The following is a 22,578-nucleotide window of genomic DNA, read 5'->3' as shown; positions in this document are numbered from 1 at the left end:
ACGCTGAGAGCTCAAAGAAAGTATCAAGCACAGGGACTCCTATGAATATCAACTCTATTTTAGTCATCGCAGACAAGCAAGACTGCGAACAAAAAGCCTTAGCACACAGTGCCACTCTGGCAGCTAAATTTGATGCCAAATTACATGTTGTTGCTTTTTACTACGAGCATCTTGCAAGTATTTCTGCCGAGCTCGATAAGGAGCAAATAGAAGGCCTAAAAGAAAAAATTCTACAGGCTCATAAAAATGAATTGAGTAGTAAGATTGTCGACTTAGGTATTAAAGCCGAATTAGAGCTGCAGGTGGTGTGGGAAAAAGACATCTCCGCTTGGGTTAAAAAACACTGTAAAACCACTCACTATGATGTGATTGTTAAAACGGGTCATCGCAGTGAAGGCGCATTTTATGTGCCTACTGACTGGCATCTTATGCGCAATGGTCAGACGCCTGTTTTATTAGTGGCAGATAAGAAATGGCGTAAAAAGCGCGCCATTATGGTGGCACTAGATATGGCGACTAAAGTTAAATCTAAGCAAGCCTTAAATCAAAAGTTGATTAATGCTGCAACAAAATTAAGCAGCATTTCTGGCATGCCGGTACACTATTGCTTTAGCTTGGCTATTTCACCCGTGTTAAAAGACTTAGGTATTATTGATAAAGATAAAACCCTAAAACAAGCCAAGCAAAAATACATCCCTATCATTCAACAAATGGTAGGAGACCAGCCTGTTTCGCCAGATCACATTCATATTAAAGCCGGTGACCCAAGTAATGTAATCCCTAGCCTAGCTTCAAAAGTGCAAGCCGAACTGGTGATTATCGGCAGTATTGGGCGCAAGGGACTGAGGGCAAAGTTAATGGGAAATACAGCAGAAAGCATACTCACCTTGCTTAAAACTGATGTATTGGTGATGCAGCCTTAACGGAATAAAAAGTTGTCGTTTTATATTTCAGTTGAAACGACAACTTAAAAATCCGGATACCCGCCATTAATAAATCTACTTAGCTCCCCCCTAAACCCGCAGGACCAACAACATAAAAATAGCTTTCCTTCTTGATGAACTATTAGCCATTTGTAGTTTCGTGCGTGGGCAGGTATTTTATTGAGTAAGGTAAACGCTTTGGGGATGAAAACAACATCAACAGTAAACTTTGTGACGACTTTGACAAAGAGGCAATATTTAGCATTAGTTCGCTAGTCGTTAAAGTATTCAGCGTTTACATAATCAATCATCCAATATTGCACTTACTGGTCGACCTGCGTATAACTAGACTAAATACCAGATGTAGTTTGAATTTTCGATCGCGGAGCTAGGCCCTTGCAAAGCCCAACAAGGCAAAAGATTACGTCACTTTTCATCGGCTTGATGCTGTTAAACACGCCCTTATCTTTTGCCCAACAAATACCAGAGACCTTGTACTTAGCCTCCACTGATTGGTGTCCCTATGCTTGTCAAAATAATGGACGTAAAAAAGGGATTGCTTTTGACTATGTCCAATACTTACTTGCCCAATACGGTAGAAAAATCCAAATCGTATTTTTACCTTGGTCGCGGGCAATTCAAGAAGTTAATAATGGTAACAGTGACGGTTTATTAACCGCGGTTCCGAGCGAGTCGCCTGAGCTGCTTTTTACCCACCAACCATTAATGACTTACCAAATGTGTTTTTATGGTTTGCCCTCTGCATTGTGGCAATATACCAACAAAGACTCTTTGGTACAGGTAACGATTGGTGTGATGGCAGATTACGGATACGGAGAACCGTTAGACAGTTTTATTGCCGATAATACACATAATAATATTGTGCAATTGGCTGGTAGTGAAGGCCTTGGACGACTTGTATTAATGCTCGAAAAAAATCGTATAGCAGCCCTAATTGAAGATGCTAATGTAATGAACTGGCACCTTCAAAACAACGATAAACATACGGTTAAACAACTAGGTTGTTTGTCTCAAAATCCCTTTTACTTGGCCCTATCGCCCAAACTACCTTGGGCTGCCAGTTTGATCCATTTATTGGATAGATCCTTAAGCGACCCCACTAATATTAGTTGGTTAGAAAATCATATTCGCTCTGAGTACAGATAGCTTGAAATAGGCAATATAAAAATCTCATCATTTAGTAAGTTAACATCGCATCGTTATTATTAGCCACAGTTGGGGTTTGCTGTAAATATTCGTACAGAATAGGAATAACTCTATTAATAACACTACTCAATGAGCCGCCATAACGCGCATTTAATTCAAATATCTTAAGTTCACCATTTTCTAACTTTTAATCAAAACAACATAGTCCTCTAAAATTAAGGCCGGTCAAAATCAATTCAAACAAACTCAGAAAATGACCATGCTCAATCGGTTTCATACTTTGACATTTAGTCGGTCTACCTTTGATATAAAACCCCTGCGGCATTTGATATTCAATGGTATGCAGGAACAGTGCTTTTTTACCGTCAAATAGCACATGGCTTGCAAACTCTACATCGCCACTGATCCAACGTTGTCTAACATAATCGGTCTCATTCACCTTAGCCATTAACGCGCGCTCTTGAATTTCATTTTCAATCACATAAGCATCAACGCCGAATACAGAAACGGCTTTTTTAAATACGTAGGGATAGACGGATGGAAACCCAACAGGCAAATTAGGGCTATGGTGTGCCAATCCTAGCCTGCCTAACTTTTCAGCAAAACGCCCTTTATGATCACTGTTTGCTAACACATCTGAGTCACTGACCAAGAATTTAAACCCGTTGTAATCTGGATAATAACGATTCAAATAATGTGTGGCATTGATGGTAAGAGGGATGACTAAGTCATAGTCAGGCGGATAACAATTTTCACACGGTCCAAAAAATAACTCAAAATCTACTGCGACCATGCGGATCCATTTTTCCCAATCGGGTTGTTCGATAAAATATATGCTAATTTTTTTGGCCATATTACTACTTGAGAGGCGGGGCTAACGATATGTTTACCATTTTATACTCAAGTTACTTCAAAACACACACTTCAGAATGGCTGGGGCGCTTTAATTCAAGGCGTCACGTTGAAGGAATGTTGTCATCCTTTCGAGAGGTGGCTATGCAGAAGTGCAGTGCCCAACACGTTCCGTCCCGGCGGATTTTAAAGTGGCGTGAGTATATATTTGAAAAATGACTTTACGGAAGTTGTGCTGCTCTAGGTGTTATAAATAGTCGGATGTAGAGGTTGAATTTGCTTATCTAAAGTACACAAAGGCATAGAGGAGAGAAATATTTACTGGCGCATTTAGGTCATCTCGTTAGGATCTCGATTTTCTTTGTCAAGTCTAAAGCCAATATAGGCTCATTAACAACAGTTCTAATTAATTCTGTTCTTTTTTTAGGCCAACCAATTTCTGAGCGTTTTATAAACCTCGGGATGACTCAAGAGCTGCATATGATTAATATCTCGCCCTATCCATTGATGCTCAGCAGGAAATTGTAGGTTAAAGGCTTTGTTTTGATGCCTACCTAAGGCACTGTCTAATGGCACTAAACCATCACCAATAATTTGATCCGCTATTTTATTAGCTTGGACTGCAATGGTGCTGGCCAGTGCAAAACATTTTACTTCTACCGGCAAGGGTAAAGGGGTGCGTTTGTCTCTAGAAAAATCAAATCTATTGCGCGTTTGCCAGTCAGATTCTAATAGGTTGCCATGTCGAAGATCAGTGATCCCCGCGCTACGAATTTGGGTTAAGCGTTTTAGTGGGGCGGTGTACTGATGAATGCCCAATAACATATCAAGCCAGTTCCCTGCCTTTTCCAAAGGAGCACCATGATGAGGGCTACCCAAAAAGAATAAATTCTTACAGTAGTTTGGCCAACTATGCCCCACTGTTTGTGCTTCATGATAAGCGCTGCGTGATACCAAGCCTCCCATACTATGTGCGATTATCGAAATTTCGAGTTGCAGCGAATTATCGAGGGCTAGCGCGTGTGTAACTGCATTTTCAAGCACTTGACTAAAGGCTTTGCCATTATCTGAAATATGCTGTCCACTGTTATAACGTAAGTAAGCTCGGGCATAATCAAACTCCTCAGCTAGGTTTTTGCCGTGATTGTGACCCCCATGAGTCCATTGCACATCATTCATGCACAATCCATGGACCATAATCAGTAACTTACCCTGAGATTGCTGGATCGATTTTGCTAAGGTTTCATAGTCAAGTTGCTGCTCATCGAGTCTGAGCGTCATCGGCAAGGCTAAGTGACTTTCACGCTTGACTAAGTGGTCACCTAAAATACCATTTAACGCTGAGATTAAGGCTTGTCCACTTTGTGATGGAGGGCTTTGCTCCATTTGCTGCTCTATCAATGCAAGGGGTTTATCCAGGCTCTTGCCCACCAGTGCAGTTATACTGCGGATGCTATTATAAACAAGGCCACTGATACCTCGGCCTCGTTCGTTTCCAACCGGCGTCGCCGACTTCGACAAAGGGCTTATACGTTGATGCATCGATTCAACCACGTCAGTCATACTGATGAGCGCATCAATCACTAAACGACTGGTGCTCTTTAGCATAGACTTAGGTGGTTCAGGGTTATTTTTATCTTGATTAGGGTCTGACACAGGCTCAACTTTCTTGGCTTGGACGGCCACCAGCATAACAGTGTTTAAGGCGTGTGCGGAAAAAATCAATAACTTTGAACCTGAGGGAGTCTCACGCATTTAATTAAACCCTGCCGAAATTTCTACAGTGCTTATAATTTCTCTGATAATTATTGTTTAAGGACAAACTTCAAGACCTTACTCGCAGGATTACGTGCCAGCGCCGGCACAATGTATCACTTGCATGGCAATTTAAATTTTGTCAAATGAGGCTCTGCAAAAGTGCGTAATTCTGCTAAGTCCTGTTCCTTAGCTTTCACTAAGGCGACCACCGCGGTGATTAGGTAATCCCCCCATTTTTCATCAGGCAAACCAATGAACGCCACTTCGTCTATAGCCCATGCTTATACAATCCGCTTTCTACCTCTACTTTTTACATGGACACCCATAGTACAAAGCCACAAAAAATCTTGGTTATCTCGTTTGTTATCATGCCTGTCCTGTTAATAGTCATCTTTCATCAGGCAAACTAATGACCGCCACTTTGGCTATAGCCCATGCTTATATAATACGCTTTATACCTCTACTTTTTATCTGGACACCCATAGTACGAAGCCACAAAAAACCTTAGTTATCTCGCTTGTTATCATGCCTGTCCTGTTAATAGTCGGCAAAAGTTATTCACAGATTTGGTAAATTAGGTGTCTTTGTAATGTTTTGCTAGTAAAGGGATGGAGCCTCGCTGCAGGTATGGCAAGACGTACGCTTATTGACAAACAAATATCTGTTTTTCTGAATTGTCACTAAATGCTTCTTCTTCAAAACTCCCAAACTTATGAAGAATGTTGAAACCATTCCATTCTAAGTATGAATTCAATTCTTGAGGAAAAAACATTCTCATATCTATATTTTGTATTGAGTCAAACTTACCGTTTATAAAGTAATGCCATTCTATGCGGTTAATCTGCGTCCTATTTTCATATCGCATTTTCTGCTTTATCAATATTTCTCTGCCATCGTCAGTTGTATATTCAGCGGTGTTTATTGTTTCTTTTTCCCCTTCAACAATATATTGAATATTTGGGTTAAAACAATCTAATAGAAATAAACCTCCGTCTTTGAGATGGTGTTTTACGACTTTAAAAGTATTAAATAAATCTTCATTTTTGTATAAATGATGTATCGAATTAAAGGGTATAAAAATTAGGTCAAATTTTTCAGACAAACTAAGGGTTCTCATATCTGCTTCAATAAACTCAATATTTAAACCTGCTCTGGTAGTCTTTGCCTTTGCTTTTTGGAGCATAGAAGAAGTGAAATCTACGCCAGTAATATTATATCCATTCTTTGCAAGAGGAATTGTAAGTCTGCCAGTGCCACAACCAAGCTCAAGTACTTTTGCGTCTTTAATTCTTGGTAGCCACTTATTATAAAATTGCAAATCATCTAAAAATGTATTTAATCCATCGTAAATATTTGCGTCATAAATTAAGTTGCCAACCTTATAGTCACTATTCATTTTTTTATTCAAATCCTGTTTATACCTAATTTTGTATTTTTGCCATATTTGCAGCCAATGGCCGGGTTATTAAGGTCTAACCTAAAACAACATTTGTCCTCCAGTTTCAGTACACATTACGTATGCAAAGGCTGAATTCAGAGTCGGGATGTATTGCGGTGGAAAACGTACAGCAAAAAATTGGGCATTATCAACTCTAATGTGTGGTCTAAGTTTGCTAACAACATGCAAACGTGGGTCGGCAAATCCTAATTTATAGGTCTATTTTAGCCTTCTGATTCAATGTGTATCAGTGACTGATTGTGGTATAAATATCGGCTTCGTCACCGTTAATTTGATGATATAAAATACCCAATTCTGATAAATCAACATGGTAACTATCGCTAGCCAATAAAGGTCTGACTTTATTATCTTGCCCCTTTAACATAATCTGATACTGACCGTTTTCCATGACTTGCCATATCCAATTATTACCGCGTTTTTTGATGTTGAACACACGGCCGAACAACATGAATTGTGGACTAATATCAGGGTCGCTTATCAGTCTTGGGCTTGAACCCACGTACATTGATTCGTTCTGGTCTTGCCAAATTGTGTCCTCTGGATTTGGCGCAAATTGCACATACTTCCATTTAATCTCAGCCAGCGTTGTTTGGTCAGTAGCAAGATTATAGAACGTGAGTTGCCACCTACTATTGATAAATTGACTAAATGCGATGGTATTCTCGTCCTTAACTGATACGCCACGCAGTTCAATTTGTGCGAGGGAGAGCTTGGTATCTTGCCCAGTTATAGTATCAACTTGATGAATTTCGTTGAGCGTCGTTGCAAACAAAAAACGCCCATCTGCTGACCAAATAAGTTCGAGATAATGGCGGTGATCATTGAAATTAGTGAGCTTTTTAGCATTGCTACCGTCGCCATTAACCAGCCATATTTCTTCGTTACCACTGGTCACACTCACATAAGCGACTCTATTTTTTGCTGCTGAATAAACGGCTAAACGATCATCCACCGATGAGCTAACAATGGGTTTGGAGGTAGCTTCAAGCAAATCATATCGATATACATTGTAGTTTTTATCTCCTGCGACAAACAAATAGTCTTTACCATTGCTATGCCGTTCAGGACTGCGTAATTGTTGACTGCCAGAATAAACAATTTGCGGATTTTTGCCGTTAAGCGCATAACTGATTAATTGATAAGCAGGATGCTCGCCCATCAATACCACTTTAGTACCACTGTGATCCCATATGCCACAACAAATATAAGCGTCTTGCTTAAACAACAAGCTCAGTGCATCGGTATCCAGATTAAGGGAATAAAAGCCTTCCCATTGCTGTTTATCGGGAGACGAAATTAAAATTTTGTTTTCAGTTGGATGAACGTCAAACAGGCTGTTTCCGCCTAATACTAGTTCAGGCTGCGGTAACAGCCGGGTTTCGCCGCTCAGTTGATTAAATTCATACAGTGAAAATGCAGAATTGGGGCCTGGTGAAGCACTATATACAAAGCGGTGATCATCATGAATAAAGGCAATTTTACCATAACTGCCCGCTGGACACTCAAGTAGCAACTTGGCGGGTTTTAGCTGAAGTCCAGCAAACTCCCGCACATAATACGCACACGAATCAGTGGTGGTAACCAGATACACCACTAAATTTCCTGCATCGTTCCATGACAACGGTCCAAGCCATGGCGACGCAAGTTCAGCATGTGTTACTTCGACGACCTCTTGGCTTGCAAGAGATTTAATCCACAAACTGAGGTTTTCACCACGTCGCATATAGCTAAGATATTGTCCATTCGGTGATACTCTGGGCGCCATTTCACTGCCGCCATCACGGGTCAGAGCCTTTACCCCAGTGGCAAGTGGCATAGGCTTTGGTTTATTACTATTAAACAATAAAACACCAATGACCAATACGACAAGGATAAGGCCCAAACTTAAATAAGCTTGTATGGATTTGCCTGAATCTAAGTTGCTGTTTTTTAACGCCGTTTCATTTACTTCGTCATTTGAATATAGCGTGACATTGGTTTGCTCTGCAGAAAGCGGGATCACAGGCGCGATGAATTTGTATCCCTTCTTTGGAAAGGTGGCAATAAAAATAGGTTTTCTGGGATTATCGTTAAAGGCTTTACGCAGTTTAGTGATCAGTTTACTCACCGCATTATCACTAACAATACGGTTTAACCAAACATGCTCAATTAGCCTATCAATACTGATAATTTGATCACGATTTTGGCAAAAATAGCGTAATAGCTCTACCGCCATGGGCTCTAATTGTTGGACGTGATTGTCTGAGACAAGTGTTTGTTGCTGGTCACAAAAAACAAATTGGGCAATTTGCCAACGCATGCAAAAACCTGTTTGAGACTTAAAACATCAAAATACCATAGGCTTTTCGCTTGGTCATCAAAAGTCATAAGAAGTCATGGCGTTATCACCTTAATAACTGTGGAGCGCTATAGCATTGCTCCTTATCAAGTCATTACCCAATAAGGATAAGAACATAATGCGAACTGTACATTTAACACAACCTGAGGCCATCTTTAACTGGCACCTTTGCTGGCGGAAAATTTATACTTATTTAATCTTCATCATGCTCATTTTCGGCAGTTCCGCCTTTGCCCAAAATGATCATGAAAAAACCTTTAGCAATCCGACGCAATTCACTAAAACTCATGTAGAGAATATTAATGACTTGCGTTCTTTAGTGTCATCTGCAGATTTCATATCTCAGATCAAAACACTGACGGCACAACTTGATCCTGTCATTATTGCCGAGCAAAACATGTTCAACAAAACCGCCATATTGTCGATGCAGGGAAATTACCAAGGTTTAATACAACTCATTGCCGCCGATAGCCATCCATTAAGTTTTTATCATTATACCTTGCACTCAGAGGTACTGCTTCAACACCAAGCTGATGAAAAAATTGGCCGTAGTGAATTTCAACAAAGTTTGAAAGCACTTTTGACTAGCCGATTGGCCAAGATGCCGGATGAAGAGTTATTTAAATCAGCCCTAGGTTGGTCAGTACCCAATGCTGAAGAATATTTACTTAACGTATATAAATCATATCAAGACCGCGAATTCATAAAAACAGATGAAGCCATCAACATCATCGTCAACACCCAGCTTTATCGAGTATTGGCTGATGTCATTCCCGTAACGACAGCCTCATTTGCACTTGAAAATAATAAACGCTACGTGATTGAACCTGAGGTCATGATTACCAGTCCCGAGGGCATTGAACTGTCTGCCACCATTGTCAGAAAACGCAACGATAGGCAAAAACGCCCTGCAGCACTCCAATTTACTATTTATGCCGATGTCGACGCGCATATCATGACAGCCACTCATGCGGCAGCGCACGGTTATGTGGGCATTATTGCCAATTCTCGGGGTAAACGTTCAAGTACCAATGAAATCACGCCCTGGGAGCACGAAGGTAAAGATGCCACAACCGTTATCGACTGGATAAGTAAACAAACATGGAGTGACGGGCAAGTGGTTATGTACGGAGGGAGTTACAACGGTTTTACTCAATGGGCCGCGGCGAAATACATGCACCCTGCACTTAAAACTATCGTGCCTTATGCGGCGGCAAGCCCAATAACCGGTTTACCCTATGAAAATAATATTGTTTTAACGGCTAATTACGATTGGGCATTCTATGTGACGAATAACAAAACCCTTGATCCGAGTGTTTACAACGACTGGCAAAAAGCCAATCAGCGTCGCCAAACACTGTATGAAAGTGGTCGCCCTATCGTCGATATCGATAAAATTGACGGCAAACCCAACCCTTGGTTTCAAAAATGGCTTTCACATCCAAGTTACGACGCATACTACCAAGACATGCTGCCCTATCAACAAGACTACGCTAACATCAATATCCCAGTATTAAGCATTACTGGCTACTTCGATGGCGGACAAATTTCTGCTGTAGACTTTTTAACACAACATTACCAGTTTAATAAAAACGCCAACCATACCCTACTCATCGGTCCTTATAGTCATTTTACCGCGCAAAACATTCCGCGTTCTCATGAGGGTAATTATAAACTCGATGAGGTTGCCTTAGAAAAAGACACCGAAGAAATTACCTTTGCTTGGTTTGATCATGTGCTTTTTAACAAGGCCAAACCTAAACTACTCAAAGATAAGATCAACTATCAATTGATGGGCAGTAACACCTGGCAGCATCACCCTACTTACCAAAACCTCAACCAACAAGGCATGAATTTCTACTTAGGTAGTCGTGCCGATAATAATGGGCAGTTCACCCTCACAACGTCACCAGAGACAACATCAGGCTCAGTGACCCAAACCGTAGATATGACAGATAGAACGGAAGAGCGTAATAATAATCACTGGTCAGTCATTGAAGATACACTCAACGAACCCAACGGTTTAGTTTTTGTGAGCGAAGCCTTTGACAGCCCACAACAATTTGCAGGGACCTTAACCGGCTATTTTTCAATCGCGACCAATAAACGCGATGTTGATATCGGCTATAATCTTTACGAAATGATGCCTGATGGCAAAGTATTTCATTTGATCCATTATATGAGCCGGGCAAGTTACGCAGCAGACATGAGTCAGCGTCAACTATTGACACCAGGTCAAAAAACTAAAATTCCGCTTACCAATAGTCGCATGAGCGCTAAACTGCTCAATAAAGGAAGTCGTTTAGTCTTAGTATTAAACGTTAATAAAAATGCTGACACCCAGGTGAATTTAGGCTCAGGCAAAGATGTCAATACAGAAGTTATCGGAGATGCCGCAGAGCCATTAAGCATTACCTGGTTTAATGACAGCGAAATCCATATTCCAATATCCCCTTGGAAGATAACTACAGATTAGTTTTGATAGTCATTTAATGTTTTGGAATGACAAACATCAGCAATATGCCGCCGCGCACTTCTTATATATTTGCGCGGTGAGCTCTTTACTCTTTTCTACTAAACGCAGAGCCCAGAGCAAAGCTTGTGAATAAACACTCGGTTCTAGATTCTAGAGGCTAGATTTTCATTAAAAGCCAAACGGCTCTGAACTTTGGCAGTTAACTAGCTTCTAGTGTCTAACTAAGTAATTGCCTGAAAATAGCAACTTGCGGACATTGTGAACGCTTGACTTGCATTCGCATTAAGCTTTATAAAAATATCCGGCAGTTATATGAAGCCAGAGTTACCAGATAGCTGTAGCTTAATAATGGGGCAGAAATAACATGAGCCAGTGCCTGAGGTATACCCAGTAACTTCAAATTCCATGTTAACTTTGGATAATGAAAGATAATTTTCTTAGGTACCCAAGAAATAATATTTATATGACGAAAAGCGACTTATCTATGACAAACGTAAGAACCCATCGATTAATCACTAATATTCGGCACTTAATCATCTTTCATTGTGACTAAACCAATTTATTACTTAACCTTGCCTAACTTCCACAGCAAAGAGATTTTACAATGCTAAGTAAAACAAGAAAGAGTCGTTTAGCTATAACTGCTTTAGCTCTAATAATAACAGGGTGTAGCAGCATCAGCACAGTTTCAAAGGCCCATGCTAAAGACGTTATAGCCGAATATCAAAAATGCCCTGTATTTAAAAATAGTATTTGTATAACAGCTATCCATCCTAATAATTCATTAATTGCCAGTGCAAAATCAGATGACAATGTTGATATCTGGCAGATTGAAGATGGAGACCTTATTCATTCATTACCGCACTTGGGCGGTGTACCGTCTGTTTCCTTTAGTCCTGATGGCAAGCTCATTGCTACAGGCGGATATGACAGTGAGATTATGATATGGCAGGTTTCAGATGGGCAATTATTAAAAACGTTGTCCGGTCATAAAAATATAATCTTTAAAGTCGCGTTTAGCCCTGATAGTAAAACTTTAGCCAGTGTCAGTGCTGATGACAATGCTATTTTATGGAATATTGCAACCGGCGAATCACGGGTATTATCTGCACATGAAGGTGATGTATGGGGTCTAGTATTTAGCCCAGATGGCAAGCAATTATTAACGGGTGGTGAAGACAATGTGATAAATATTTGGGATGTATCTTCATCTACACTAGTAAAAAAACTAACTGAACACTCTGGTGCAGTCCTTGAACTAGCCTTTAGTCATGACGGCAAGTTATTGGCATCAGGTGGCGATGATTACACTATTAAAATCTGGGATACATCAAGCTGGTCTGTCTTAAAAACACTCGAAGATGATTCATACTCCATCTATGCCTTAACGTTTAATCCAGATGATTCAATGCTGATAAGCGGCGGCAGAGATAAGGGCTTATTTGGAGAGTTCCTTCAATATCATTGGCAATATAAGAGTAATGAAAATGATGTGACTATTAGAATATGGGATGTAAAAAAAGGTCGGGCTATAAAACGATTGAACAACCATACAGATGATGTAACGAATGTGAATCTAACAAGCGATGGCAAACAACTTATTAGTTCCGGTCCCGATGGTAAGGTTGTGATCCAATATATAGATAAGGAACTCTTAGACTTTAAGAAAATGAATTAAGCTGATAACAACTAGTAATACGGCTTAAGCACATTTGACAGAAAACCATGTGCCATCAGCAGAGATTTACGCTTGCATCAAGGTGATGGTAGATATCTTAAGTTAGATATTTAGCGAGCGGGTAATATGGGAAACAGCAAAGCTTTAAAATAACTATTACCCCCAAAGTCTCTTGTTATATATGATTTTTATCCGCTTGCTCAGCAGATTTACCCAATACATAGTGGCCTTTGACTTTATTCGAAGACCAGTCATAAAAGGGAAGTCCCAGAATAGCGCTAAACATTGAGCCAATATGAGAGTCACCACCTTAATCGAGCAGCTCGGCAGTAATTCGCTCAAAACGATCATCGAATTGGCTGCTTTTTTTTCAAGACTTCCCATCAAAACGCTTTCTATAAAATCAGGTGTTTTTTCTAAAAATAGATGTTCTTTTTATTTATTTCAAGACTAACTTTCCATGCTGGAAAGTTATATCTTGCCAAGTTGGAAAGTTAGATGCATATTACTTTCCAACTTGGAAACTAAAGAGTAATAATTATGACAAATGAAACGACAAAAGTAGAGTCGGAAGAAGCGCGAGTTGCACTTGAATCAATTAAACATTTAGAAGGAATTGCATTACAACACGCTATATCTCCAAGGTGGTTTGCGATTTCAATAGCGTTAGTTGTGGGGCTTTTGGTATTTTTAATTGGAGCAGGACTTCGTGATTATTATATTTTCCCAATTATTGCTTTACCGCTCATCATTGCCGTGCAACGTAGTAAAACTAAGGCATCCATCCGAACCATTACCATGCAGAAGAAGACCATTATTGCACTTGTCAGTTTAATCGCTTTTATGCTTGGCTTAATATTCATTGCCATCTATGTGCGCGCCTCTTATGGGACCTTTCTAGGGCCAATTATTACCGGTGTAATAGCAACGCTAAGCGTTTATTGGATAAATGAGTCTGAACGTAACAAATACCAAAATAAAATCGATCAGGATAAGCGTAAATGAATGACACACAGTTTGACAGTATTATTCATGCCCCTAATCGTCTACAAATTTGTGCATTGTTGTCACCTCTTGAAGATGCAGAGTTTCAGTTTATCCGAGACCAATTAGGCGTAAGTGATTCGGTGCTTTCAAAACACGTGAAGCAACTAGAAGACGCTGGATACGTAAAACAACGTAAAGAGAATGCCAACGGCAGACAACGAACATGGCTGTATTTAACAGAGGCAGGTAGAAAAGCATTTAAAGGACACGTGGCAAAACTAATGCGTATTGTTGATTCGACAGTCCGATAAAGCCATGACGCGGGGCGAAACGAGGCTTTGAGAAATTAAGATGGCTGTCTATATAAGCGATCCTGGTTTTGCTCAATTCCGTCTGAGACAAAGGCATCAAGCCTGTGCGGGTGTTGTAGAAGGCAAGACTCGGGATAACACTCTTTTTACCCAACTCGCTTAGTCATACAATGATGAAGCTTACGGTCTATCCTACCTCATCAAAGCCAGACTTAGGCACGGATAATAATCCGCATGGGTGCTTTAAAGGCGATAAGGTACGCGGTACGGAGTTCATCAGAGGCCAGTGTTGATTAAACCAACGCTAATTAAGTGTATAATTAAGTGTATTAGTCTCGACTTAATCTGACATTTCTTCTTGAAAAAGAGAGAGTTACCCGTTTTGATAAAGGTGTCGAATCTTTAAATCAAAACAAACTAAGGTAACTCTCATGTTGCATACTAACAATCCAATCATTAAACACGAAGCAGGCTTAATAAATTTAGCTGAAGAGCTAGGTAACGTCTCTAGAGCCTTTAAAGTAATGGGCGTATCGCGAGATAAATTTTATCGTTATCAAGAGCTAGTAGAAGACGGTGGTATTGATGCATTAATCAATCAAAGTCGTCGAACCCCTAATCTAAAAAACCGAGTTGATGAAGTGACAGAGCAATCTGTTATTGAGTCAGCTATTGAGTTTCCAGCCTACGGCCAACATCGCACAAGTAATGAATTACGCAAGAAAGGGGTCTTTGTTTCGGGCAGTGGGGTGCGCTCAGTATGGCTGCGTCACAATTTGGAAAACTTTAAGAAAAGGCTCAAAGCGCTAGAGGAGAAGGTGACTAATGATGGTATTATCCTCAGCGACGCACAGGTAGCGGCTCTGGAGAAGAAACAACACGATGACGAAGCTTGTGGCGAGATAGAAACGCATCATCCTGGCTACCTCGGCTCTCAAGACACGTTCTACGTGGGTAATCTAAAAGGTGTGGGGCGTATCTATCAGCAAACCTTCGTTGATACCTATAGCAAAATCGCGTTCGCCAAACTCTACACGACCAAAACACCGATTACAGCGGCGGACATACTGAATGACAAAGTATTGCCTTACTTCGAGCATCATGACCTTCCTATGCTTCGTATATTGACCGATAGAGGTACAGAATATTGTGGTCGAGTCGATCACCATGATTATCAGTTATATCTCGCTATCAATGATATTGACCACACCAAAACAAAGGCCATGTCGCCACAAACAAATGGGATATGTGAACGGTTCCATAAGACGATCCTAAACGAGTTTTATCAAATCACATTTAGGAAAAAACTGTATTCGACGATGGAGGAATTACAAAAAGATCTGGACGACTGGATGGATTCCTATAACAATCATTGAACTCATCAGGGTAAAGTGTGTTGCGGACGAACTCCGTATGAAACATTACTGGATGGGAAATCGGTTTGGGCAGAAAAGAATTTAGCTCAAATCTAAACTGACAGCACCATTTGAAAAATGGGTAACTGTCAGATCAAGTCTGAGCTACTACAAATTAAGAGCCTGAATATATGCCTGAACTAAGCCACTTTTAGACTGCCTTCAACACAACAGAATAGCGGTAAAAACAGAAAAAGAACCTTTCGTACTGATTCGCAGCACGAAAAAGATTCACTGCGCGTTGACATATCGGGAGCGTCCATATATGTCTCTTTATTTATCTTTTAGAGGCCGCGTCCTATGGGTCTTTGTAATGTTTATGATTGTACTTTCTAAGTTCTAGTAAGGTAAATCACAAACTAACTAACTAGCTTGCTTAGGATTTGATCGCTATCACCAAAAGAGTGTTTAAACCATTTTGATTTGGCAAAACGTTGTTCTTTTTCATTGAACAAGCAAATACCTTGTATTATTACCGAATGGAATCCTGTTTTATCCACTAAAGATTCCAAGTATAATTCTTTAGGTATTTCGTTTTTTACCTCTATAATTATAAAAACTCCAACCTCTCTAAGCAACCAAATCGCGCCGGTTATTTTAGCAATCTCGCGTCTAAATAAATTCATACAATTGTTAAGTTGATCAATTTCACTTACTTCAATATAGGCAATACTATAGCGCCCTAAATACTTGCTTTTTATCAAACAAAACTCAACGTTAGCTCTACCAGTCAAATATTTTGGATAAAGGATTGGGTAGAAAAGATCTTTCACTTGTTTACTGGCCATTTAGTTCTTCTTTTCAGGTATAGTTAGTTTGCTAATATCATTCATAGTGGAAGCGTTATTTATAGTAGTTAATACAGACGAAGCTGGTAGATACGCATTGGCAGTTTGAGATATAGCACCATCGACAGCCTTGCCTAAATTTACAACAGACGAACCATCAATGCCCAGTGCTTCATTCAAAACACTGCCTGCAGTACTCATTTTTAAATCTTGGCCAGTTATTGATTCCTTGCCATTATTCCAACCTTTTGACATTTGATCTAGACCATCAAGCATTTCGTTGCTACCAATTGGTAGCGCGGCACTTCCAACTGCAAACAAACCTATCCCTAATAAAGTAGTTCCGGGTTCTGGCAGAGCGACACCTACAACGCCAAACCCCATTGTTATACCACCCGCTACCATTGTAGCCGCACCTTTTGCATAGCTAATTGTCCCTGACGCTAGGTTTTTCCAATCCTCGAAAGATTCAGGGGCCATTCCATTTGGATCAGTATATCTGAATGGGTTATTGTTTGCGTAAACATAGCGACTAAACCCTTGAATATTACCTTGAATAAGAAAAGCCGCCGCATCCACTGGATCATTCGAATAAAACCGCCCAATAACTGGATCATAGTATCGTGCCTGCATATAGTTTAAACCAAGGTCGGTATCAAATTTATGCCCTGTATATCCAATGTCATCTTTTGGTGTTTCTATACTTTCACCAAAGGGTTGGTAGTGCATGCGATTAAAAACACTACCGCTGATAGTGGATTCGGCAGCGGTACTGCCAAGGTAATCACTGTGTAAATAAGTCACTGTGTTGCCCTTTTTATTCGCAACTAACTTTCCACCCAAATAATAATAGTCGATATCTAGTCCATCGGCTTTACGATACATCAGCTTGCCATTGCTAGCATAAAACGAGTAACTGATGCCATTTGAGCCCTGCTCTTTTACCCGCTTATTGTTGCCATCGTAGGTATACACATAACCATCACTTTGCACCATTTGATTGGCCGCATTGTAGGTAAACCCGCGAGTACCGTTATCTGTAACATTGCCTTTAGCGTCATAATTAAAGTTGTAACTTTTACTACCTGTGGTGTAATCAAGCCGCTTACTGCTGTTGTAGTAATAGTTAATAGTTTTACTGCCCAGCTTGTAATAGGTGATATTACCCATGGTGTCGTAGTTAACATCACCGCTGCCTAAATAACTGTCACTTATCACATCGAGTCGGTCTAAACCGTCATAGCTCAGACTTAGGTCGTAGGCTCTGGCAACGTAGTCAGTCAGTTTAGTGAGGTTGTTATTAGCGTCATAGGTAAAGCTATGATTAATAATGTATGTGCTGCCTTTCTTATCATAAAAGGTGCTGGGTAAGCCGGAGGTATTTTGTGTGGATGTGTGGGTAGCGTAATTACCATACAAATGCGATTTAACCATGCCATTTGCGTGATAACTCGCATAATTCGCATAACCACCAGCTTGGGTTGCTTGCCCCAAAGCATTGGGCGAATAGCTGATATTGGCGCCACTGGGGTAAACAGTATTAGTCAGGTTACCAACATTGTTATAAATATAATCTAAACTGAAATTTTGCCCGTCAACCGACATGGTTTCTTTTTCAATTAAGTTTTCAGAGTTGTATTCATAAGCAGTTACTACATTGCCGGCGGTTAGAGTTTCTAAGCGACTATTGGCATCATACACGTAGCTTTGATCAGGGCTTGAATCGCCAAACAATACTGACTTTACATTGCCTAGATTGTCGTAAGCAAAGGTAGCTTTGTCAGAAGCGCTGACAGCGGTATCACAAGCAGTTGTTGAACTATCAACAGAACTTCCTCGTGCTTGCCAAGACACTTGACCCAATGCATCTTTTGCAAACGCGGTATTACCAACGTCGTTGCGAACCGTTTTACACAACTGTTTATAGGTATCATATACTCGATACTCTGTTAGACCACCTTGGTTGACCGTGGTGAGGTTGCCATAAATGTCGTAGACCATGGTTGTATTAACACTGTGAGGCGAGGCAATAAGGGTAGCCATACCTTGCTCTGGTGTGCCGTAGGCAAGATAGGTAGTAGTAGTCACATTGCCTTTATTGTCGTTCACTTGGACACGGTTATTAGACAAATAATTATAGCTGACACTGCCTGAAGTGGAGTTATCGTCAACTTCGACGGAGCGACCTAAACCATCGTATGTAGTATAGACTCCGTAGGGTGTGGTGCTATTTGTATAGGCAAAACTCTGAAAGGTAGGGCGATTTGCAGCATCAAACGCATTGCGAGTGTAACGCGCAGTTGATGATTTTGAAGTATCCCACTCTTTGCTCATCACAGGGCGTAACAAACTATCGAAGTAGGTCGTTTTTTGATAATTACCTCTGCTAATCAATTGTCTAAACATGCCATCAGTAACGTAATTAAGGCCTTCACTACTGCCCGTGGCAGAATAGCTAACACTCGTGCTTAACCAGCGAGTATCACAAGGGTCAACTAAGTTCATGCGGCCTAAACTATCGTAACCATAGTTAATACATTGACCTAAAAAGTCGGTTTGTTTGGTTACCCAGCCGTTATTATCCACGACTTTGTAAGCATATTGACTGGCAGTGCTTCGGCTTTGTGGTGTGCGAATAGTTTGGGCGATACCGCGTTTATAATTAGAAAAATATACCCAGCGATTCGGGCCGTTATAGTCAACTCTGTTGGGCAAGCCTGCATTGACTCCATATGTGTGGTAACTGGTGTTGCGTTTATACCAACGTCCAAATGCGCGTTGCTCATAAGGCAATGATTTATAACTACCTGTGGAACTGTGATAGGTGGTTCGACTTGTTTCGGTGTAGCTACTACCATTACTGGATACCTGAGTGTAGCTGGGGAGACCAATTAGCCAATTGGTGGTATCGTGAGTATAGTAATTTTTGGTATAACGTTTTTTACCGTTAAAATTGTTAGATTCACTGGTAACCTGCGGATAACCAAATATATCAAAGGTATTATAGGTGGTCGTGAAGGTATTAGTTGAGCCATCTACCTTACTCAACACACTGCTACTTTGCATAATCCGCTGTTTGTTCGGGGCGCTGTTTTCAAATAAGACTTCATCACTACCAATTGCAGGGCTTGCGACAAAATTAGACTCTGTGCGTGATAATAGCGTTGTTCCGTTTTTATCGTATTTATCAACAACAATCAAACTGCCTTCTTTGAAGCTGCTGAAATCACGGTTGTAATAATAGACGGTTTTGCTGCCATCAGGGGCTTCGACTGTAGTCGATTTATGATTTACAGCGTCAACTGGGGCGCTACTTGGCAGTTTGTAGGGTGCATCTGGAACTGTCGTGGTCCATGTTCCTAAGTTGCCGGAATAGGTGTAATTCCACGTCAGTGGCGAAACACTGGGACCTGACAACGTTTTTTCGGCTAAGGCGTGATTTGGATAGCAACGAGATTGAATAGGCTTAAAATTAACTCCTCCAATACCATTGCCAAACTGCATTACATTACTTCGCCCGTGTATTTGTGCTTCAAAAACGAATGTGCCGGTTATTCCATCTGGATGCGTTATAGAGGCTGTGTGCCCTGAGTTCCCAGTTACGATTGAACATTCCCAAGTATCTCCCGGAATGCCGGGTGATGACGTCGTCATACCAGGCGGTACTCTGAAGGCAAGATTGGATAAATCATAACTCCAAAATTTACCATCAGGTCTGGTTGCTTTAGTTAACGTGTACTTCGTTGATATGTTGGCATACTCGTAATGCCAGGTTCTGCCATTGAAAGAAATTGATGTTATCAAACTGGATTGCGAGGGATGATTGTAATTAAATATGACGGTTCGACTGTCATTGGTCGTAATCGAGGTCAAATTATTACCGGTATAATTATATTGGATAAAGTTACCAAAACGGTCTTCTACTTTGGTTGCCAACATAAAAGCATTGAATCGTGCAGTAGGTTTATAATCTCTAATAATTGGTTTAGTACTAATAAGCCTGAGCTTATCAAAAGTATATTTCAGACCATTGGGGGCGTAACCAATAAAGCCTTCACCTTGCCCGTCAGACCGATTGAAACAACTAAACTTCCAATTAGACTGAGTTACTCGTTTGTATGTGCTACTTGGTGCAAGGTAACCATTATTCTCCAGTAACTTTGCGCCATTACCACCGGGTAATTGTAAATTATCGCCATTCCAATATTCCTGACTTCCAAATGTCGTTCCCCAGTTTACAATCGAGCCAGGATCCAAACTGCCTGAACATTCTTTGCCAATACCCCACGAGCCTGAGTAGCGTATTTGACTGCGCAGTAAAGTGGTTTGAATCGCCGGAAAATCCAATGTCCAATCAGCCAACATATTATGTCTACTAAAAGAATTTGCGGCCCCTTTTATGGTTCGACTGATAACGATGTCTAAACCCAAGCCATTGCCCGGAATAACAATGTCTGTATTACGAAACGAGACATTTCCATTATTCACATCAACACTTTCACCCAACAAATCAGTAGTATGCGGGCTGACTGTAAAATCGGTATTAAGACGGGCAAAAATATCTTCACTGGCAGGACCAAGACCGTCACCGGGGTCGCCACCACCACCTGGCATTGCCCACGCATCAATATCACCAAAAGGCTTTTCCGAACTTTCATTGCTAGAAAATGAGGTGGGGGATAAATAGTCTGGAATAATTATATTTGCATCATCAATACTGGCGACATTAACTAAAGCAGCATCGAGCGTGTTGGTTATTACTGCAATATTTGTATTGGCAGGATTGGAATTAATGGCTTGAGCCGATAGTGAAAAAGCACTTAAGGCAACAAGTGGAGTTACTGCAACTAACGATAGAAGAGTCATACAAGTTCCTTTTGTAAATTTAATTTGCCCAATAAGGGTAGTAAAATTACACAGAAATGCAAAAATAATTTACAAATGTCAATACTTATTTGAAAAATAACTACCCGCGATGTAAATAAAGGACTACACGATCTGCCCTATTATTCACTCCTCAGATGCAAGCCAGTGGCTGCTTATGATAGGCTAAGCGCCATTTTGGTTTAGAAGAGAATTGTTCATGTCTGTGTTTGCCCAAACCTATCCTCAACATATTCAAGAATTACAACATCGCACCCGTGATGCGCTCGCTCGTGAGGGCATCGATGGCTTAATTATTCACTCTGGTCAGAGCAAACGACTATTCCTCGATGATAATAACTATCCTTTTCACGTTAATCCGCAGTTTAAAGCTTGGGTGCCTGTGGTTGATAACCCCAATTGTTGGTTGGTAGTGAATGGGGTAGATAAACCTAAGCTAATATTTTATCGTCCCAAGGATTTTTGGCACAAGGTGCCAGCCGAACCAACTGATTTTTGGGCTGAGCAATTTGATATTGTGTTTCTTACTCAAGCAAATGCGGTTGAAAAACATCTGCCCTTTGATAAAAGTCGTCATGCCTATGTAGGTGAATACATTGAAGTGGCCAAAGCGCTCGGTTTTGAGTTGGTTAACCCAGACCGTGTATTGCATTATTTGCATTATCAACGTGCTTATAAAACTGACTACGAACTGCATTGTATGCGCGAAGCCAACCGTTTGGCGGTCAATGGCCATCGTGCCGCACATCAGGCCTTTGTGCAGGGCTTAAGTGAGTTTGAGATAAACCTAGCGTATCTGCGCGCTGTTGGCCAAGGTGAAAATGAAGTGCCCTACAACAGCATTATTGCCCTGAACGAAAACAGTGCCATTTTGCATAACATGCAAGTAGATAAAATTGCTCCGGCACAAAGTCGCTCTTTTTTAATTGACGCTGGGGCAAGCTTTCATGGTTATGCCGCCGATATCACTCGCACCTATACCCAGCACTCGGGGATGTTTGCTGATTTAATCAAGGCGATGCATAAACTCACCTTACACTTGGCGGAACAACTCAAACCCGGGGTTGTTTATACGCAAATTCATATTGAAGCGTATCGTCAAATTGCTGGCTTATTAGCTGACTTTGGTATCGTTAATTTAGCCGCCGACGATATTGTTTCGCAGGGTATAGTTAATACCTTTTTCCCACATGGTATTGGCCATTTTTTAGGCTTACAAGTGCACGATGTAGCAGGTCATGCAGCCGATGACTGGGGCACACCTAATCCACCACCTGAAGAACATCCCTTTTTACGCACAACGCGTTTAGTAGAGCCGCGTCAGGTATTTACCATCGAGCCGGGTTTATATTTTATTGACAGTTTACTGGCGGATTTAAAAGCCACTGAAAATTCTAAATTCATTAATTGGGATGTGATAGCTACCTTAAAGCCTTATGGTGGCATCCGCATAGAAGATAATATCGTGGTACATCGCGATCGTAACGAAAACCTAACTCGTGAATTAGGCTTGAACTAAGCCCTCAGCAATATCAAAAGCAG

At 40.7% G+C, this 22,578-nt stretch carries 14 protein-coding genes and 1 pseudogene; 9 read left to right on the top strand and 6 right to left on the bottom strand.

Annotated elements, in window-relative coordinates:
• The first annotated feature begins 41 nt into the window (after nucleotides 1–41).
• Nucleotides 42–923 carry a universal stress protein gene (locus ABKW31_RS14780; RefSeq protein ID WP_348617324.1) on the top strand — a complete coding sequence of 294 codons (882 nt, stop codon included), beginning with the start codon at nucleotides 42–44 and terminating at the stop codon, nucleotides 921–923.
• 396 nt (nucleotides 924–1,319) lie between these two features.
• Complete coding sequence (locus ABKW31_RS14775) at nucleotides 1,320–2,090, top strand: transporter substrate-binding domain-containing protein (RefSeq protein WP_348617323.1); 771 nt, start codon at nucleotides 1,320–1,322, stop codon at nucleotides 2,088–2,090.
• Between the two features lie 187 nt (nucleotides 2,091–2,277).
• Here the strand turns inward: ABKW31_RS14775 and ABKW31_RS14770 are convergent, their stop codons facing one another.
• The 4 genes from ABKW31_RS14770 to ABKW31_RS14755 all read right to left on the bottom strand — a co-directional run bounded on the left by ABKW31_RS14770 (nucleotide 2,278) and on the right by ABKW31_RS14755 (nucleotide 8,458).
• On the bottom strand, nucleotides 2,278–2,943 hold the full coding sequence (locus ABKW31_RS14770; protein ID WP_348617322.1) for a hypothetical protein: 666 nt from the start codon (nucleotides 2,941–2,943) through the stop codon (nucleotides 2,278–2,280).
• Nucleotides 2,944–3,365: 422 nt separating this feature from the next.
• Entirely contained in the window at nucleotides 3,366–4,697 is a 1,332-nt protein-coding gene (locus ABKW31_RS14765) for a hypothetical protein (protein ID WP_348617321.1), read from the bottom strand.
• A gap of 646 nt (nucleotides 4,698–5,343) precedes the next feature.
• Nucleotides 5,344–6,108 carry a class I SAM-dependent methyltransferase gene (locus ABKW31_RS14760; protein WP_348617320.1) on the bottom strand — a complete coding sequence of 255 codons (765 nt, stop codon included), beginning with the start codon at nucleotides 6,106–6,108 and terminating at the stop codon, nucleotides 5,344–5,346.
• Nucleotides 6,109–6,385: 277 nt separating this feature from the next.
• Entirely contained in the window at nucleotides 6,386–8,458 is a 2,073-nt protein-coding gene (locus ABKW31_RS14755; protein ID WP_348617319.1) for a winged helix-turn-helix domain-containing protein, read from the bottom strand.
• Nucleotides 8,459–8,615: 157 nt separating this feature from the next.
• Here ABKW31_RS14755 and ABKW31_RS14750 point away from each other — a divergent pair, with 157 nt between their 5' ends.
• The 6 genes and pseudogenes from ABKW31_RS14750 (at nucleotide 8,616) to ABKW31_RS14725 (ending at nucleotide 15,421) form a co-directional block, all read left to right on the top strand.
• Nucleotides 8,616–10,973, top strand: a complete 2,358-nt coding sequence (locus tag ABKW31_RS14750) for a CocE/NonD family hydrolase (RefSeq protein ID WP_348617318.1) — start codon at nucleotides 8,616–8,618, stop codon at nucleotides 10,971–10,973.
• Between the two features lie 604 nt (nucleotides 10,974–11,577).
• Nucleotides 11,578–12,651 (top strand): WD40 repeat domain-containing protein, encoded by a 1,074-nt coding sequence (locus tag ABKW31_RS14745; RefSeq protein WP_348617317.1) that lies wholly within the window; start codon nucleotides 11,578–11,580, stop codon nucleotides 12,649–12,651.
• Between the two features lie 540 nt (nucleotides 12,652–13,191).
• Nucleotides 13,192–13,656 carry a hypothetical protein gene (locus tag ABKW31_RS14740; RefSeq protein ID WP_348617316.1) on the top strand — a complete coding sequence of 155 codons (465 nt, stop codon included), beginning with the start codon at nucleotides 13,192–13,194 and terminating at the stop codon, nucleotides 13,654–13,656.
• Nucleotides 13,653–13,949: a transcriptional regulator gene (locus tag ABKW31_RS14735; RefSeq protein ID WP_348617315.1), complete on the top strand. Its 297-nt coding sequence runs from the start codon at nucleotides 13,653–13,655 to the stop codon at nucleotides 13,947–13,949. The genes ABKW31_RS14740 and ABKW31_RS14735 overlap by 4 nt, the downstream gene beginning before the upstream one ends.
• A gap of 40 nt (nucleotides 13,950–13,989) precedes the next feature.
• Nucleotides 13,990–14,112: a hypothetical protein gene (locus ABKW31_RS14730; RefSeq protein WP_348617314.1), complete on the top strand. Its 123-nt coding sequence runs from the start codon at nucleotides 13,990–13,992 to the stop codon at nucleotides 14,110–14,112.
• Nucleotides 14,113–14,380: 268 nt separating this feature from the next.
• A pseudogene (locus ABKW31_RS14725) lies at nucleotides 14,381–15,421 on the top strand (IS481 family transposase).
• A 302-nt stretch (nucleotides 15,422–15,723) separates the two neighbouring features.
• Here ABKW31_RS14725 and ABKW31_RS14720 read toward each other — a convergent pair.
• Nucleotides 15,724–16,152 carry a hypothetical protein gene (locus tag ABKW31_RS14720; protein WP_348617313.1) on the bottom strand — a complete coding sequence of 143 codons (429 nt, stop codon included), beginning with the start codon at nucleotides 16,150–16,152 and terminating at the stop codon, nucleotides 15,724–15,726.
• Entirely contained in the window at nucleotides 16,153–21,018 is a 4,866-nt protein-coding gene (locus ABKW31_RS14715; protein ID WP_348617312.1) for an RHS repeat-associated core domain-containing protein, read from the bottom strand.
• A gap of 217 nt (nucleotides 21,019–21,235) precedes the next feature.
• Here ABKW31_RS14715 and pepQ point away from each other — a divergent pair, with 217 nt between their 5' ends.
• Nucleotides 21,236–22,555, top strand: coding sequence for a Xaa-Pro dipeptidase (pepQ, locus tag ABKW31_RS14710; protein WP_348617311.1), 1,320 nt, complete (start codon nucleotides 21,236–21,238; stop codon nucleotides 22,553–22,555).
• The last annotated feature ends 23 nt before the right edge of the window (nucleotides 22,556–22,578 follow it).

The sequence above is a fragment of the Paraglaciecola sp. 25GB23A genome, from assembly GCF_040012495.1.
In the GTDB taxonomy this organism is placed as follows: Bacteria; Pseudomonadota; Gammaproteobacteria; order Enterobacterales; family Alteromonadaceae; genus Paraglaciecola.
Note: the sequence above shows the minus strand (reverse complement) of the source record. Positions and strands in the feature narration are given on the sequence as shown.